The sequence below is a fragment of the Hungatella effluvii genome (assembly GCF_003201875.1).
GTDB lineage: Bacteria > Bacillota > Clostridia > Lachnospirales > Lachnospiraceae > Hungatella > Hungatella effluvii.
This window is the reverse complement of the sequence record NZ_QJKD01000001.1, coordinates 545,385-559,830: the sequence shown is the minus strand read 5'-3', so window position 1 is coordinate 559,830 and position 14,446 is coordinate 545,385. Positions and strand designations below refer to the sequence as shown.

The following is a 14,446-nucleotide window of genomic DNA, read 5'->3' as shown; positions in this document are numbered from 1 at the left end:
AAGGATCTGGTTAAATTATGATACTGGAATTAATCAATGGCCCGGAGGATATCAAGAAACTGACGGGGAAAGAACTGGATATACTGAGACAGGAGATACGGGACTTTCTGATCGGAAAGATCAGCAGGACCGGAGGGCACCTGGCTTCCAATCTGGGAGTCGTGGAGCTGACCATGGCTATTTATCTCGTGTTTGATCTGCCGAAGGATAAGATCATCTGGGATGTGGGACATCAGTCGTACACTCATAAGATCTTAAGCGGCAGAAAGGGTGAGTTTGACGATTTGCGGCAGTACGGCGGGATGAGCGGCTTCCCGAAACGGAAGGAGAGCCCCTGCGACGCCTTTGATACAGGTCACAGTTCTACTTCTATTTCGGCAGGACTCGGTCTTGCACAGGCCAGGGATGTTTCCGGACAGGACCATTTCGTCGTGTCTGTGATTGGCGACGGTGCATTAACCGGCGGTATGGCCTATGAGGCGCTGAATAACGCTGCCCGCATGAAGAAGAATTTCATCATTATTTTAAATGACAACAACATGTCCATTTCCGAAAATGTCGGGGGAATGTCCAGGTATTTAAATGGAATCCGGACCGGCGACGGATACCTGGATCTGAAGAAATATGTGACAAATATCCTTTCCAGAATCCCGGTAATTGGAGATGAACTGATTGACAAGATCAGCCGTACGAAAAACGGCATCAAGCAGCTCCTGATTCCGGGAATGCTGTTTGAAAACATGGGAATCACGTATCTGGGACCGGTGGATGGCCATGATGTCAAGGCCCTGGCCAGAGCGCTCAAAGAGGCGAAAAAGCTGGACCACGCGGTTCTCGTCCATGTTATCACGAAAAAGGGAAAAGGCTATGAGCCTGCGGAAAAGAATCCGTCCAGATTCCATGGTGTGGAACCATTTGATGTGCTCACAGGGGAATCGAAAAAAGAGAAAAAGAATCCCAGCTATACGGACGTATTTTCCAAGACGATCTGTCAGCTGGCGGAAAAGGACCCAAAGATCACGGCGGTGACGGCAGCGATGCCGGACGGAACCGGACTCAAGCGTTTCAGCCGTCTCTATCCGGAACGGTTCTTCGATGTCGGAATCGCGGAGGAGCATGCGGTGACTTCCGCGGCTGGGATGGCTGCCGGCGGTTTGAAGCCGGTGGTGGCGGTCTACTCATCCTTTTTACAGAGAGGCTTCGATCAGATTCTGCATGATGTCTGTATCCAGAATCTGCCTGTGGTATTTGCCGTGGACCGTGCCGGACTGGTCGGCAGCGACGGCGAGACCCATCAGGGAATCTTTGATTTATCCTTCTTATCGGCAATCCCGAACATGAGCATCTTCGCCCCGAAGAATTTATGGGAGCTGAAGGCGGGACTGGAATTTGCCGTGTCCTTCGGTGGGCCGTTTGCCATTCGCTATCCGAGGGGAGAGGCCTACAGAGGCTTGAAGGAATTTAACGCGCCTGTCGAATACGGCAGAGGCGAGATGCTGTACGAGGAAAAGGACATTGCCCTTCTGGCCGTGGGCAGTATGGTGAGTACGGGAGAGCACGTCCGGGAGAAGCTAAAGTCAGAGGGCTGGAGCTGTACGCTGGCCAACGGCCGGTTTGTCAAGCCGTTTGACGAGGAGCTGGTGGACCGCCTTGCGAAAAACCACTGGCTGATCGTCACCATGGAGGAGAATGTCCTTCAGGGCGGCTACGGCCTCATGGTCACCCGGTATATCCACGAGCACTATCCGCACGTGAAGGTGATGAATATCGCCATTCCGGACGGCTATGTGGAGCACGGCAATGTATCGCTTCTGAGAAAAGGTCTGGGAATCGACAGTGACTCCGTGATCTGGAGGATGAAGAAGGAATATCTCGATACCGAGCGTCAGAATATGGAATGGAAGACTATCAATACAGAGGAAAAGAAGGCATGAAAGAACGATTAGATGTGCTTTTAGTGAAACGGAATTTAGCGGAATCCAGGGAGAAGGCGAAGGCTGTGATCATGTCCGGAATCGTCTATGTGGAAGGTCAGAAGGAAGATAAGGCCGGAACCACCTTCGATGAGTCCGCGAATATTGAAGTGCGGGGTCATACGTTAAAGTATGTGAGCCGTGGCGGACTTAAGCTGGAAAAGGCCATGAGTCATTTCGGCGTCATGCTGGAGGGAAAGACCTGTATGGATGTAGGCTCTTCCACCGGCGGCTTTACCGACTGCATGCTTCAGAACGGGGCTGTAAGGGTCTATGCCGTGGACGTCGGACACGGCCAGCTGGCCTGGAAGCTTCGGAACGACGAGCGGGTAGTCTGCATGGAAAAGACAAATATCCGCTATGTGACGCCGGACGAGATCCCGGAAAAGATCGATTTCGCATCCATCGACGTGTCCTTCATCTCCCTGACGAAGGTGCTGGAGCCTGTGAAGAAGCTTTTGAAGGAAGACGGCGAGATCGTCTGCCTCATTAAGCCGCAGTTTGAAGCAGGCCGTGAGAAGGTTGGGAAAAAAGGGGTGGTACGTGAGAAGAGCGTGCATCTGGAAGTGATTGAGATGGTGATCGCCTACGCGGTTTCCATTGGCTTTGAGGTGCTTCATTTAGAATACTCTCCGATCAAGGGGCCGGAGGGCAATATTGAATATCTCCTTTATTTGAAGAACCATCCGGAAGGAGAGCATTTTCCCGACGTGCCTGTGGCGCCGAAGGAAATTGTGGAAGCCGCGCATCAGGAACTGAGCGAGGGAAAATAAGGAGAGGTTATGAAAGAGTTCTTTATCATCATGAATCCCGAGAAACAGGGGGCGAAGGAGACGGCGCAGGTGATCCGCGATTATCTGACCAGTCATGGCGCTTCCTGTCTGATCGGGAAGGGGGACGGCAGACGGGGCGGGGATTACCATTATACGGACGCTTCCATGGTGCCGCCGGAGACGGAATGCATCATCACGCTCGGCGGAGACGGAACCCTGATTCAGGCGGCCAGGGACTTAGCGGGCAGAAATATTCCCATGCTGGGAATCAACCGCGGAACCCTGGGTTACTTAACGCAGATTTCCAGGACGGAGGAGATCGATACGGCTCTGGATGCCCTTCTGGCAGACGAGTATCATCTGGAAGAACGAATGATGCTAAACGGGCGGGCCTACAGCAGTACAGGCCGTCTGTATGAGGACATCGCGCTGAACGAGATCGTTATCACGAGAAATGAACGGCTGAAAATGCTTCATTTTCGGGTTTATGTCAACCATGAATTCTTAAATGAATACCGGGCGGATGGGCTGATCGCAGCCACCCCCACAGGATCTACCGCGTACAATCTGTCGGCCGGGGGACCGATCATAGTTCCGGATTCCACTCTGATGGTATTAACGCCCATCTGTTCCCACGCATTAAATGCCAGGAGTATCGTCATGTCCGCTGACGCGCGGATACGGATTGAAATACTTGGCGACCCGGGAACGAGCCAGGCTGCCGTCTACGATGGGGACACGGCCGCGGAGCTGCATTCCGGGGATTACATCGAGATACACCGGTCGGAGACGAAGACCGTTCTTATAAAATTAAAAGATGTATCATTTCTTGACAACCTGCGCAATAAAATGGCTGGCATATAGGAGGGCACATTATGAAACTGGAAAGACACAGCAAAATTGTGGAACTCATCGGAAAATATGAGATTGAGACCCAGGAGGAACTGGCGGAATACTTAAACCAGGCCGGATTTGCCGTGACTCAGGCGACGGTATCGAGAGATATCAGGGAGCTGAAGCTGACAAAAGTTCAGTCGGAGTCCGGAAAACAGCGGTACGTGGTGCTTCAGAACCAGAGCTCCTTTTCTGACAAGTACATCAGAATTCTGCGTGACGGGTACATGTCCATGGACATGGCGCAGAACATTCTCGTCATCAAGACTGTTTCGGGCATGGCCATGGCCGTGGCGGCTGCCCTGGACGCTCTTCATTTTAATGAAATCGTAGGCTGTATTGCCGGGGATGATACGATCATGTGCGCAGTGCGCAGCGCGGACGATACCATTCTGGTGATGGACAAACTGAAAAAACTCATCGCAGGATAAAGGAGGCGTGCCATGCTTTCAGAATTACATGTGAAGAACCTGGCCCTGATCGAAAAGGCGGATATCGAATTCGGGGAGGGGCTTAACATTTTAACGGGTGAGACGGGGGCTGGAAAGTCGATTATCATCGGCTCAGTCACCATGGCGCTGGGCGGTAAGGTGCCGAAGGACATGATCCGCAGGGGCACGGAGTATGCCTATGTGGAACTCTTATTTACCGTAACGGAGCCGGACAAGGTGCGCGTATTGAAGGAGATGGACGTCTGCCCGGATGAGGGCGGAACCGTGATCATTTCCCGGAAAATCATGCCCGCGCGCAGCCTCTGCAAGATCAACGATGAAACGGTAACTGTCGGAAAGCTTAAGACGATTACCGGTCTTCTAATCGATATTCATGGTCAGCATGAACATCAGTCTCTGCTGTACAAGCACAAGCATCTGGAAATTCTGGATAAATACCACGAGCGAAAATCACATGACCTAAAACAGAATATTGCCGGCCTGTACCGGACCTATACCGGGCTTAAGGATCGGGTGGCTTCGTTTCACATGGATGAGGAATCCCGCCTGCGGGAGATGGATTTTCTGCGGTTTGAGATTGATGAGATCGAGGGGGCGAACGTAAAAGACGGGGAGGAAGAGGAGCTGACGGCCCGCTACCGCCTGTTTGCCAACGCCAGAAGGATCGCGGAGAGCCTGTCGGCCGCTTACGCGGCGGTGAACACCGATACGCTGGATTACGCCTTAAAAGAGGTGGAGCATGTGGCCTCCTTCGATGAGAAGCTGGGGGCCATCCGGGATCAGCTGTTTGATGCCGACGCGATTTTGAGCGATATCAGCCACGAGATTTCATCGTATATGGAGGACATGTCCTTCGACGAGGAGGAGTACCGGGAGCTGGAGGAGCGGCTGGATGTGATCCACAATCTGGAGGCCAAGTACGGGAAGACGGCGGAGCAGATTCAGGAGAATTTAGAGAATAAGAGGAAGCGTCTGGAAGAGCTGGAAGATTACGATGCCTTAAAGCAAAGGACGGAGCAGGAGCTGGAAGAGACGGAGAGCAGGCTGGAGGTGCTCTGCGGGCAGCTGTCCGAGATGAGAAAGGCTGCGGCGAAGGAGCTGACGGCGAAGATCAAAGCCGGGCTCACGGACTTGAATTTCATCGATGTGGAGTTTTCCATGGAATTCAGCCGTTTAAGCCACTTTACCGCCGGCGGATTTGACGAAGCGGAGTTCATGATCTCCACGAACCCGGGAGAGAGCGTAAAGCCCCTGGGCATGGTGGCCTCCGGCGGCGAGCTGTCGAGAATCATGCTGGCTATCAAGACCGTGCTCGCGGATACCGACGATATTCCCACTCTGATTTTTGATGAGATCGACACCGGAATCAGCGGCAGAACGGCGCAGATGGTATCGGAGAAGCTTTCTTACATCGCAAAGAACCATCAGGTTATCTGCATTACCCACTTACCGCAGATTGCGGCTATGGCCGATGCGCATTACGAGATCGCGAAGACGGCCTCGGATGGGCGGACCACCACTACGATCCGGCCGCTGGCGGAGGACGAGATGGTGGATGAGCTGGCAAGGCTGCTGGGAGGCGCGAAGATTACCGAAGCAGTGAGAGAGAACGCCAGGGAGATGAAGAGGCTGGCGGGGGAGAGGAAATAGAGAAGGCAACTGTATTTTTTACAAAAAGAATCACCGGATTTTTGTCCGGTGATTCTTTTTGTATCTTAGCTGTGATATCCGAGCTGGTAGGAAATATCCTGGACAGCCTCCAGGATTGTCCGGAAATTAGAATTAATAAAATCATCTGTCATACGGCCAAGCGGACCTGTAACACTTAATGCTGCTATAATCTGACCGTTGTAGTCACGCAGTGGGAAGGCAATGCAGCGGGCGCCGAGTTCACACTCTTCATTGTCATAGCCGTACCCTCTTTTCCGGATTAGCTGCAACTCGTTAAGGAGCATCTCCTTGGTAACCAGGGTATTGCTGGTGTAACGGGTAAGACCTTTCAGCCGGATCATCTCATCGATCTTAGATTCCGGGAATTCTGAGAGGATTACCTTGCCGACACCGGTGCAGTGCATGGGAGCCTGACTGCCAATCCGCTGGGTGGTCCGCAGCATCTGGCCGGGACCGTCTGCGACGTGAACGTAGACTACAGTATAGTCCTGTTCTACCGCCAGGCAGACACATTCACCAAGATTGGTAGACAGCTGTTTCATCGGACCGGATGCGATTTCCACAATGCCGGTCCGGTTGCTGATATGGCTGGCAAGGCCGCATAACTTGTAAGTCATCTGATACTTTAATGTTTCACGGTCCTTGTAGACATAGCCGTTGCGTTCCAATGAATTTAAGAAACGCAGAGTCGTGCTGGTGTTGTAATTTAACTGGTTTGAGATATCAATAAGTCTCATGGGCTCTTTGCTGCAGGAAAGCAGTTCTATAATGGCTAATACCTTGTCAGTCGATTGATTGTCCTTTGCAAAGCGGTTTGAATGTTCTGTCTCTTCCATGATCCGCCTCCATTTCTGTTCTTGAAGATTAGTATACCATAAATACGAAATTCGTGGAAGACCTTACTTCGTGTTCATAGTATTCCATACTTTATTGGGCTATGAGTATATCATATCGGCTGCCCTATATCATTGTCAATGGATTTTGGAAAAATAATTTTAATAAATGAAATTTGATTTTGAAAAATAACATAAAAATATAAAAATATCTTGACTTATTTTGTAAAATAATATATAATTTTGATTAACAAAAGTAGAGTTCAACTGTAAAAACAAACAGCCGGAAGGAGGGTATAGAAATTACGCTGCACTGGGGAAGCAAGAGGAAAATATGGATTGGTACACGAAGGAGGAGAACATGAAAAAGAAGATTTTAGCTCTTTTAGCAGGAACGGTATTGGTAACGGGGATACTTGCCGGATGTGGAAGCTCCGGAAAAACAGAGGTGCAGAATAACAGCACCGAGGCGGGGAAGGCAGAGAATACGGAAACGGCTCAGACTGAGGAAAAGAAAGAATCAGTGGAGATGGAAACCATCACCGTATGGTCTGATAATGCCCATGAGCAGGAAGTGAGAGAAAAACAGATTGCGGATTTTAACAACGGAGAAGGAAAAGAACTGGGAATTCAGATCGATTACAAGGTTTACGGGGACAAGTACTCCGATACGATTAAGATTGCAGCCCAGGCGGGAGAAGCTCCCGACTTATTCCGTTCGGATTCAAAGTGGATGCAGGATTTTGTGGACAATGGCTTCCTGGTTCCGATCGAGGAACTTCCGGGAAGCGTGGCACTTCTGGAACAGTATAAGGATCTGGTGGCGAACCAGTCCCATGTATTTAACGGCAAGACGTACACACTGCCTTATAACCTGACTACATATGGATTTGTAATTAACAAGGACTTATTTGCAAAGGCTGGTCTCACGGAAGCAGACTATCCGACGACCTGGGATGAAGTAAGGGAGGTGGCAGCGAAGATCACAGAGGCTTCGGAAGGAAAGGCGTACGGCCTGGGACTTTCCAGCACGCTATGGACGATCAGTTCCTTCTATACCATGCCGGCAGGACAGAACGCAGGTCACTATGGGTATGACTGGAATGCGAAAAAATTCGATTATTCCGCATTTAATCCGATGATTAAGGCGATTGATCAGATGGTAGCGGATGGAAGCGTGTTCCCTGGATTTGAGACGTTGGATGGCGATGGCATCAGAGCTCAGTTTGCAGCGGGCAATATCGGTATGATCGGTGCGGCCAGCTTCGACTGTGCAGTTTATACGACTCAGTTCCCGGCTGTATGTGACTGGGAAGTCATTGATATTCCGAAGTTCAGCGAGGATCAGGTAACCTATAAGCGTTTCGGAAATCCAACAAACCTTTTATGTGTGGGTACAAAGGCCAAAGAGCATCCGGAGAAGGTGCTGAAGGTGCTGGAATTCTTCTATTCAGACAAGAACGCAGCCGAGATGTATGAAAACGGCTTATATATTCCGGTCAGATCACAGGCGGTCGAGATGGCGGCAAATAAGCCGGAGTTAAAGGGCTGGGAGGCATTTGCTGATTTTGATGAGATATTTGCTATGCCGCCGGTTCCGGATACCTTAATTACAGTGGAGGGCACTACCTACAGAGAGGCCATTGCCAATATCTGGGCCAACGCGGATATCGATGATGTGGATTCGATTATGGCAGATATCGATCAGCGTTACAATGACGCCCTGCAGAAGGCCGATCAGGCAATAGTGGCGCTTTACTCACTGAAGGACGGGGTAACACCGGAGAAAAGTAAATAGTATACCAGGATAGTGAGAACAGGAGCCGTATTCTTAAAACTGCAGAAAATTTAAGGATGCGGCTCTTATAAATGCAGGAGGCGGGGGATTAAAAAATGAAGGTAATCAGGAAAGAACAGGCCCTGGAGGTCTGGAAGCATGTGGATATCGTCGTGGCAGGAGGCGGTCCTGCGGGGGTAGGAGCGGCCGTGTCAGCTGCACGTCAGGGGAAAAAGGTGCTTCTGCTCGAAAAACGGGCGTACCTTGGCGGTAATATTACGGCGTGTTATGTGGAGAACTGCAACTACTTCCTTAAGGGGACGGGTTTCGAATCAGAGGGGATTTATGCCGAAATCGAAAAAAAATGTTATGAGAAATATGGGAATGATAATCTGCGGGAACGCAATAAGACGTGTTTCAGCAGCGAGTATCTGAAGGTGTTCCTGGATGAGTTTGTGCAGGAAGCGGGTGTGGAAATCCTGTTTCATTCCTTTGTAAATGAAGTGATCATGGAGAAGGACCGGATTGCTGCCATTCTGATTCAGACAAAGAAAGGTCCGATGGCAGTAACTGCTGATATCTACATTGATACCACCGGCGACGGTGATGTGGCCTTTGCGGCAGGAATTCCATATGAGCAGGGACGAAAGGAAGATGGACTCTGCCAGCCGGGAACCGTTTCCCTGCGGCTTTCAGGCGCCGATACGAATGCATTGCTGCAGAATGGAGACCGGCTCTCTGAAATCGGGCGGATATTTAAGGAGGATTACCGGGCCGGCAGGACGGGGCTCCCCTGTAAACGCCAGGATCTGCCGTTTGGAAGGCTGACTGGAGGAGGGGTGATCTCTTATGTGAATTATTCCTGCTGTTATGGCCTGGATCCTACGGATCCCGGGGATTTGACAAAGGGAGAACTGGAATGCAGACAGTATGTCATGGATATCTACCGCTATTTAAAAGAGCATTTTGAAGAGCTGAAAGGAATCGAAGTCGCCTCCATATCGCCGGAAATTGGCTTCCGTGACAGCAGAAGAATTCTGGGTAAGTATTATCTGACAATTGAGGATATGGAGAGTCAGCGCCATTTCGATGACGTAATAGCAGTATTTCCACGATTTTATGACATGCTTGCACCGGATGCCTATATGGATGGAGACGGCAGGGTGGAAGGAAAAGGCTACAAAGGCCATATCTATGAACCGGTTGTGGACAAGAGAACGTTTGAGATTCCGTATGGCAGTCTGCTTCCTGTATCCGTCACTAATCTGTTGACTGCGGGGCGGTGTATCAGTGCGGATCACGTGGCTGAGAGCGGCGTGCGTGCGATTTCGCTCTGCATGATGACGGGAGAAGCGGCAGGTATGGCGGCGGCGCTTGCAGTCAGAGACCAGGTGACTCCGGCGGAGATCTCTGTGAAGGAACTGCAGACCATGTTAAAACAGCAGAACAGACTGCTGCCGGTATAAGACAGGGGTGGATAAAATGGGAAAAGAGAGAAACAGAAGGCTCCCCGGAAAGAGACGCAGGCTGAAAGGGGATTCCATTCAGGCAATCGCCATGCTGGCGCCGATGATGCTGGGATTTGTAATATTTACTTATGTACCGATTGTATACATACTGCGCTACTCTTTCTATCAGTCAAACGGTTTTCGGGAAACCTGGATCGGTCTCGATAATTTTGTCAGGGTATTTACAAGAGATCCTGCATTCTGGCAGTCCATCGTGAATGTCTTTATCCTGTCGTTAGGGAAGTTGGCTGTGGAAATCCCGCTGGCTCTTCTGCTGGCAGTACTGTTAAACAAGGGGCTGAAGGCTACAGGTCTGTTCAGGGTTGCCTTATTCCTTCCGGCGATCATCAGCACAGCCATAACCGGCCTCATCTTTTCGCTGATGTTTGCCTCGTTTAACGGAATCATCAACGGCATGCTTCAGAGTATTGGATGGATTCAAAAGCCGATCAGCTGGTTCAGCCATAAGGGCACCGCCATGCTGGTGCTGGGAATGGCTTCTGTTTGGAATAATTTCGGAATCAACATGATTTTCTTCCTCATGGCACTCCAGAGTGTTCCGGTAGAACTGTATGAATGTGCGGATATTGACGGAATTACTCCGTTTAAGAAGTTTTTCTACATCACGCTTCCGATGATAGGGCCGACCTTCCAGGCGGTACTCTTAATGGCGATTGTGGGAAGCTTAAAGATGAGCGAGCTGATACTCGCTTCCACCAACGGCCAGCCGGCAGGCAAGACCGAGGTGGTTATGACATATGTTTTCAAGTATTTCTTTGGATATGACGGAAGAACCGTAGAGGTGGGGTACGCTTCCGCGATGGCACTCGTAACGGGTGTGATTCTGGCAGGTATTTCCGCCGTATACATGAAGTGCAGCAATAAAATCGGACACAGCATTGATTAGGGGACTGGAAAGGGGTGTACATATGAGCGAAGGCAAACGAAAAAAATTAATATCATCCGCACTGGTTTATCTGGTCCTTACGGTAATCCTGATCATTTCTATTTTTCCTGTTCTCTATACGATTCTGGGTTCGTTTAAAGGAAATATGGAACTGCTGACCGAAGGCAACCGTTTATTTCCAAGGAAATTTGTTCTGGATAACTATATTCAGGCGTGGAATCTGGCGGATTTCGAGAAATATACCGTGAATTCCGTGTTTATGTCGGGGACCATTGTCATCGGTACGATTGTGACCAGCACGATCGCCGGATACGTATTTGAGCGGGGAGATTTCCCCGGAAAGAATCTTTTATTTGGACTGGTTATTTCATCCATGTTTGTGTCACTGGGAAGCCTGACTCTTTATCCGACCTTCGTGATCGCCAAGTTTTTCGGCATCAATAAGTCTTTATGGGGCGTCATTATAATCCGGGTATTTGGGTTAAATGTGACGAATCTTTTTATCACCCGGTCCTATATCCGGTCCATCTCGAGAGAGATAGACGAGTCGGCCAAGGTGGATGGCTGTTCCTTCTTTGGCATATACCGCAGAATCATTTTTCCGCTGCTGAAGCCTCTGATTGCTACGATAGCGATTCTGGAGTTCCGCCATTCCTGGAATGATTATCTGATGCCCATGGTGTTTACGCTGTCGAATCCGGACCGTATGCCGCTGATCGTGGGAATCATGAACTTAAAGGGATCGGGAGAAGCGGCATCATCCTGGAATTTAATGCTGGCCGGATCATCCATCGCGTTAATTCCCATGATTATTGTATATCTGATATTTAACCGTTATTTTATCGAGGGCCTGACGGCCGGTTCTGTAAAAGGATAAGGAGAGGAAACCAATATGACGAAAAAGGAATTGATTACAGAAATAAGAAAATACAGATGTTCCGATCTGTCTGATGGTATGGATGCGCTGGGGCTGGTCGATACGGGAACAATGGCTGAAACCATGCGGCCCATCCGGCCGGGAATCGAGTTTAAGGGGTATGCCCATACGGTAAAACTTCTTCCGAGACAGAGCGCGGTGACCCGCTGCACGAGCGTGGAAGAATGGAGAAAAGTACTGGCAGAGGGCTGTGATAATATTTATAATTTCGTGGATACCGTGACGGAAGAGAATGCCGGCGATATGGTAATCTGCATCGACATGGCCGGTGTGCGTGGTGGTGTGTGGGGATCAGAGATTGCCATGACCATGATGGAAAAAGGAATTGAGGGTGCCGTGATTGATGGAGGATGCCGGGATTCGTATGAAGCGAATCTGGAAAATGCGCCTGTGTTCTGCACAAAAAGAACCTTTACTCATGCTTATGGCAGAGTGGAGCGCGGCGCCATCGGCGTACCTGTGGAATGTGCCGGTGTTACCGTGAAACCGGGAGACATCATCTGTGCAGATGACGACGGTGTTCTGGTGATTCCCATTGAATACGCGGAGGAAGTGATACAGTATGCACGCGCCCAGCTGGAAGACGATATCGCGGTCAGAAGCAGACATTACGAGAATCTGGGATATGAGCCGGACTCCACTCTGGAGCGGTTAAAGGAGTAAGATGTTTTACGTATACGGCAGTATGGCGGAAGAACAGCCTGTGCAGTTCGCCGCCGGAAAAGTGAGAGAATGGCTGGAGGGTTCAAACAGCGGCGGTGATCTGTCTGTTTCCCTGGAAGAAGACAGGAGGTGCCCCGAAGAGGGATACCGGCTGAGGCGGGAAAATGGCGGTTTTCGAATCGCGGCTTCAGACCGGGCCGGCATGATGTACGGTCTGCTGGATCTGGGCCGGGCACTGGCTAACGCGGATGGCCGGGCGGAGTGTGTCAAAGACAGGAGTGTGACGCCGTACATACGAAAGAGAGGGATCAAGTTTAACATCCCTCTGGATGCCAGAACGCCCAGCTATTCTGATGCATCAGACTCCGCCTTCGAAACAATCCCCGATGTGTGGAATTTTGAATTCTGGCAGGAATACTTAGACGCTATGGCGGAGTACCATTACAACGTCCTTTCCCTCTGGTCTCTGTCTCCTTTTCCTTCTATGGTGAGGATCCCGGAGTACCCGCTTACCGCACTGGAAGATGTAATGCGGTCCGTAATTATTCCTCAGCCGGAGATGAGCGGATGGAAGATGTATACAGAGGACATGAAGAAAGGGCTGTATCCGGTAAAGAAGATGTCCATGGATGAGAAGATGGATTTCTGGAAACGGGTTATGGCCTGCGCCGCAGACCGATGCATCGAAGTGTATCTGTTTACCTGGAATCTGTTTGTCTATGGTACGGAAGAGAGTCCGTACGCGCTGACTTCCGATCAGCATAATCCTGTGACAAAAGATTACGTGTACCATGCCGTGCGCGCTATGCTGGAGACGTATCCCCTGTTGGCAGGAATCGGCGTGACAGCAGGCGAGTATATGGCCGGAGACGGCACAGATATTGCATTTATCAGGGATACCTACGGAAGGGCGGTGGAAGACTGTCTGAAATGCCATCCGGGCAGGAAGATCCGGTTTATTCATCGGATGCAGTATGCGGCATTCCATGAGATAGAAGAGAAGTTTCGTGATTTTCCGGGGAGGTTTGAGATCAGTTTTAAGTACTCCCAGGCACATATGCATTCCTCGGTAAAACCGCAGTTTTTCCCGGATTTTATAAAGGAACATGATACGGAGACAAGGTTCTGGTTTACACTCCGTGACGATGATTACTATATGTTCCGCTGGGGAGATACGGATTTTGCAAGAGAGTATTTAAGGAATATGCCGGTTTCAAGGATAACGGGATTTTGTCTCGGTGCGGACGGATTTACCTGGGGGCGCGATTATATGGACCGGATAGATCAGACGCATCCCCTCTATATACGAAAGATGTGGTACAAAATGTGGCTGTGGGGCCAGCTTTCCTATGATATAAACTGTGAAGAGGAATTCTTTGCCGGAGAATTGGAGCGCGTGTATGGAACAGAGGGAAAGAGGCTGAGTGCCGTATGGAAAAAAGCATCACGGATTATCAGCACATTTCATCTGGTTCACTGGCACGACTACGATTTTCAGTGGTATCCGGAAATGTGCTGCAGCCTCGAGCATCCACCGGTAAGAAAACTGGAATTTGCAGATATCAATGAATTTATGGCATGTGGGAGCATGCCGAAAGGCGGATGTATCTCTGTTAAGGAGTTTGCAGAGTGCCTCCTGGTGGAAGGGCAGACTGTAAATGTGGTCACGCCTCTTCAAATTGCACAGATTATGAAACAGTATTCGGAATTTGTGCTAAAAGAAGTTGCATTATTGGAAAAAGGTTGTAAGATGGGATGCGGGCTTTATCGTCTTCTCATGGATATGAGAGCGCTGGCATATCTGGGAACCTATTATTCTGATAAATTGAAGGCTGCTGTTCATTTATGCGTCTGGCGCATCGATCCGGAGCGGTACCAGGAGAAAGAGGCGGCAGTCGGACTTTTAAGAGACTGTGCCGGGCACTGGAAAATGTATTCGTCATTTATAAAGCAGTATTATAAACCACAGCGGTTTGCAAGGCTGTGCAGCTATGTAGATCCGGAATATTTTGACCGGTGGGCTGAGCTGGATATTCAGCTGGCTGAAAATCAGTGAGG

General features: G+C 50.0%; 12 protein-coding genes. 11 read left to right on the top strand and 1 reads right to left on the bottom strand.

What is annotated here, in order from left to right:
• Nucleotides 1-17 precede the first annotated feature (17 nt).
• Genes dxs through recN form a run of 5 tightly spaced genes read left to right on the top strand, consistent with a single transcriptional unit; the run spans nt 18 to nt 5,742 of the window.
• Entirely contained in the window at nt 18-1,934 is a 1,917-nt protein-coding gene (gene dxs, locus DFR60_RS02325) for a 1-deoxy-D-xylulose-5-phosphate synthase (protein WP_110321437.1), read from the top strand.
• A complete protein-coding gene (locus tag DFR60_RS02320) occupies nt 1,931-2,746 on the top strand; it encodes a TlyA family RNA methyltransferase (protein ID WP_110321436.1) in 816 nt (271 codons plus the stop codon). Before dxs ends, DFR60_RS02320 begins: the two co-directional genes overlap by 4 nt.
• Before the next feature lie 9 nt (nt 2,747-2,755).
• A complete protein-coding gene (locus tag DFR60_RS02315) occupies nt 2,756-3,610 on the top strand; it encodes an NAD(+)/NADH kinase (protein WP_110321435.1) in 855 nt (284 codons plus the stop codon).
• An 11-nt stretch (nt 3,611-3,621) separates the two neighbouring features.
• Entirely contained in the window at nt 3,622-4,071 is a 450-nt protein-coding gene (argR, locus tag DFR60_RS02310; protein WP_110321434.1) for an arginine repressor, read from the top strand.
• A gap of 12 nt (nt 4,072-4,083) precedes the next feature.
• Nucleotides 4,084-5,742: a DNA repair protein RecN gene (gene recN / locus DFR60_RS02305; RefSeq protein ID WP_110321433.1), complete on the top strand. Its 1,659-nt coding sequence runs from the start codon at nt 4,084-4,086 to the stop codon at nt 5,740-5,742.
• A 65-nt stretch (nt 5,743-5,807) separates the two neighbouring features.
• Here the strand turns inward: recN and DFR60_RS02300 are convergent, their stop codons facing one another.
• The gene (locus DFR60_RS02300; RefSeq protein ID WP_110321432.1) at nt 5,808-6,599 is read right to left on the bottom strand and encodes an IclR family transcriptional regulator; all 792 of its coding nucleotides are present in this window, start codon (nt 6,597-6,599) and stop codon (nt 5,808-5,810) included.
• 358 nt (nt 6,600-6,957) lie between these two features.
• Here DFR60_RS02300 and DFR60_RS02295 point away from each other — a divergent pair, with 358 nt between their 5' ends.
• From DFR60_RS02295 to DFR60_RS02270, 6 genes are all read left to right on the top strand, one after another.
• Complete coding sequence (locus tag DFR60_RS02295; protein ID WP_167437482.1) at nt 6,958-8,394, top strand: ABC transporter substrate-binding protein; 1,437 nt, start codon at nt 6,958-6,960, stop codon at nt 8,392-8,394.
• A gap of 95 nt (nt 8,395-8,489) precedes the next feature.
• Complete coding sequence (locus DFR60_RS02290; protein WP_110321430.1) at nt 8,490-9,839, top strand: FAD-dependent oxidoreductase; 1,350 nt, start codon at nt 8,490-8,492, stop codon at nt 9,837-9,839.
• Between the two features lie 16 nt (nt 9,840-9,855).
• Nucleotides 9,856-10,788, top strand: coding sequence for a carbohydrate ABC transporter permease (locus DFR60_RS02285; protein ID WP_110321429.1), 933 nt, complete (start codon nt 9,856-9,858; stop codon nt 10,786-10,788).
• 22 nt (nt 10,789-10,810) lie between these two features.
• Entirely contained in the window at nt 10,811-11,665 is an 855-nt protein-coding gene (locus tag DFR60_RS02280; RefSeq protein ID WP_110321428.1) for a carbohydrate ABC transporter permease, read from the top strand.
• Nucleotides 11,666-11,680: 15 nt separating this feature from the next.
• Nucleotides 11,681-12,388, top strand: coding sequence for an RraA family protein (locus DFR60_RS02275; RefSeq protein ID WP_110321427.1), 708 nt, complete (start codon nt 11,681-11,683; stop codon nt 12,386-12,388).
• 1 nt (nt 12,389) lies between these two features.
• Nucleotides 12,390-14,444, top strand: a complete 2,055-nt coding sequence (locus tag DFR60_RS02270) for a beta-N-acetylhexosaminidase family protein (protein WP_110321426.1) — start codon at nt 12,390-12,392, stop codon at nt 14,442-14,444.
• Nucleotides 14,445-14,446 lie beyond the last annotated feature (2 nt).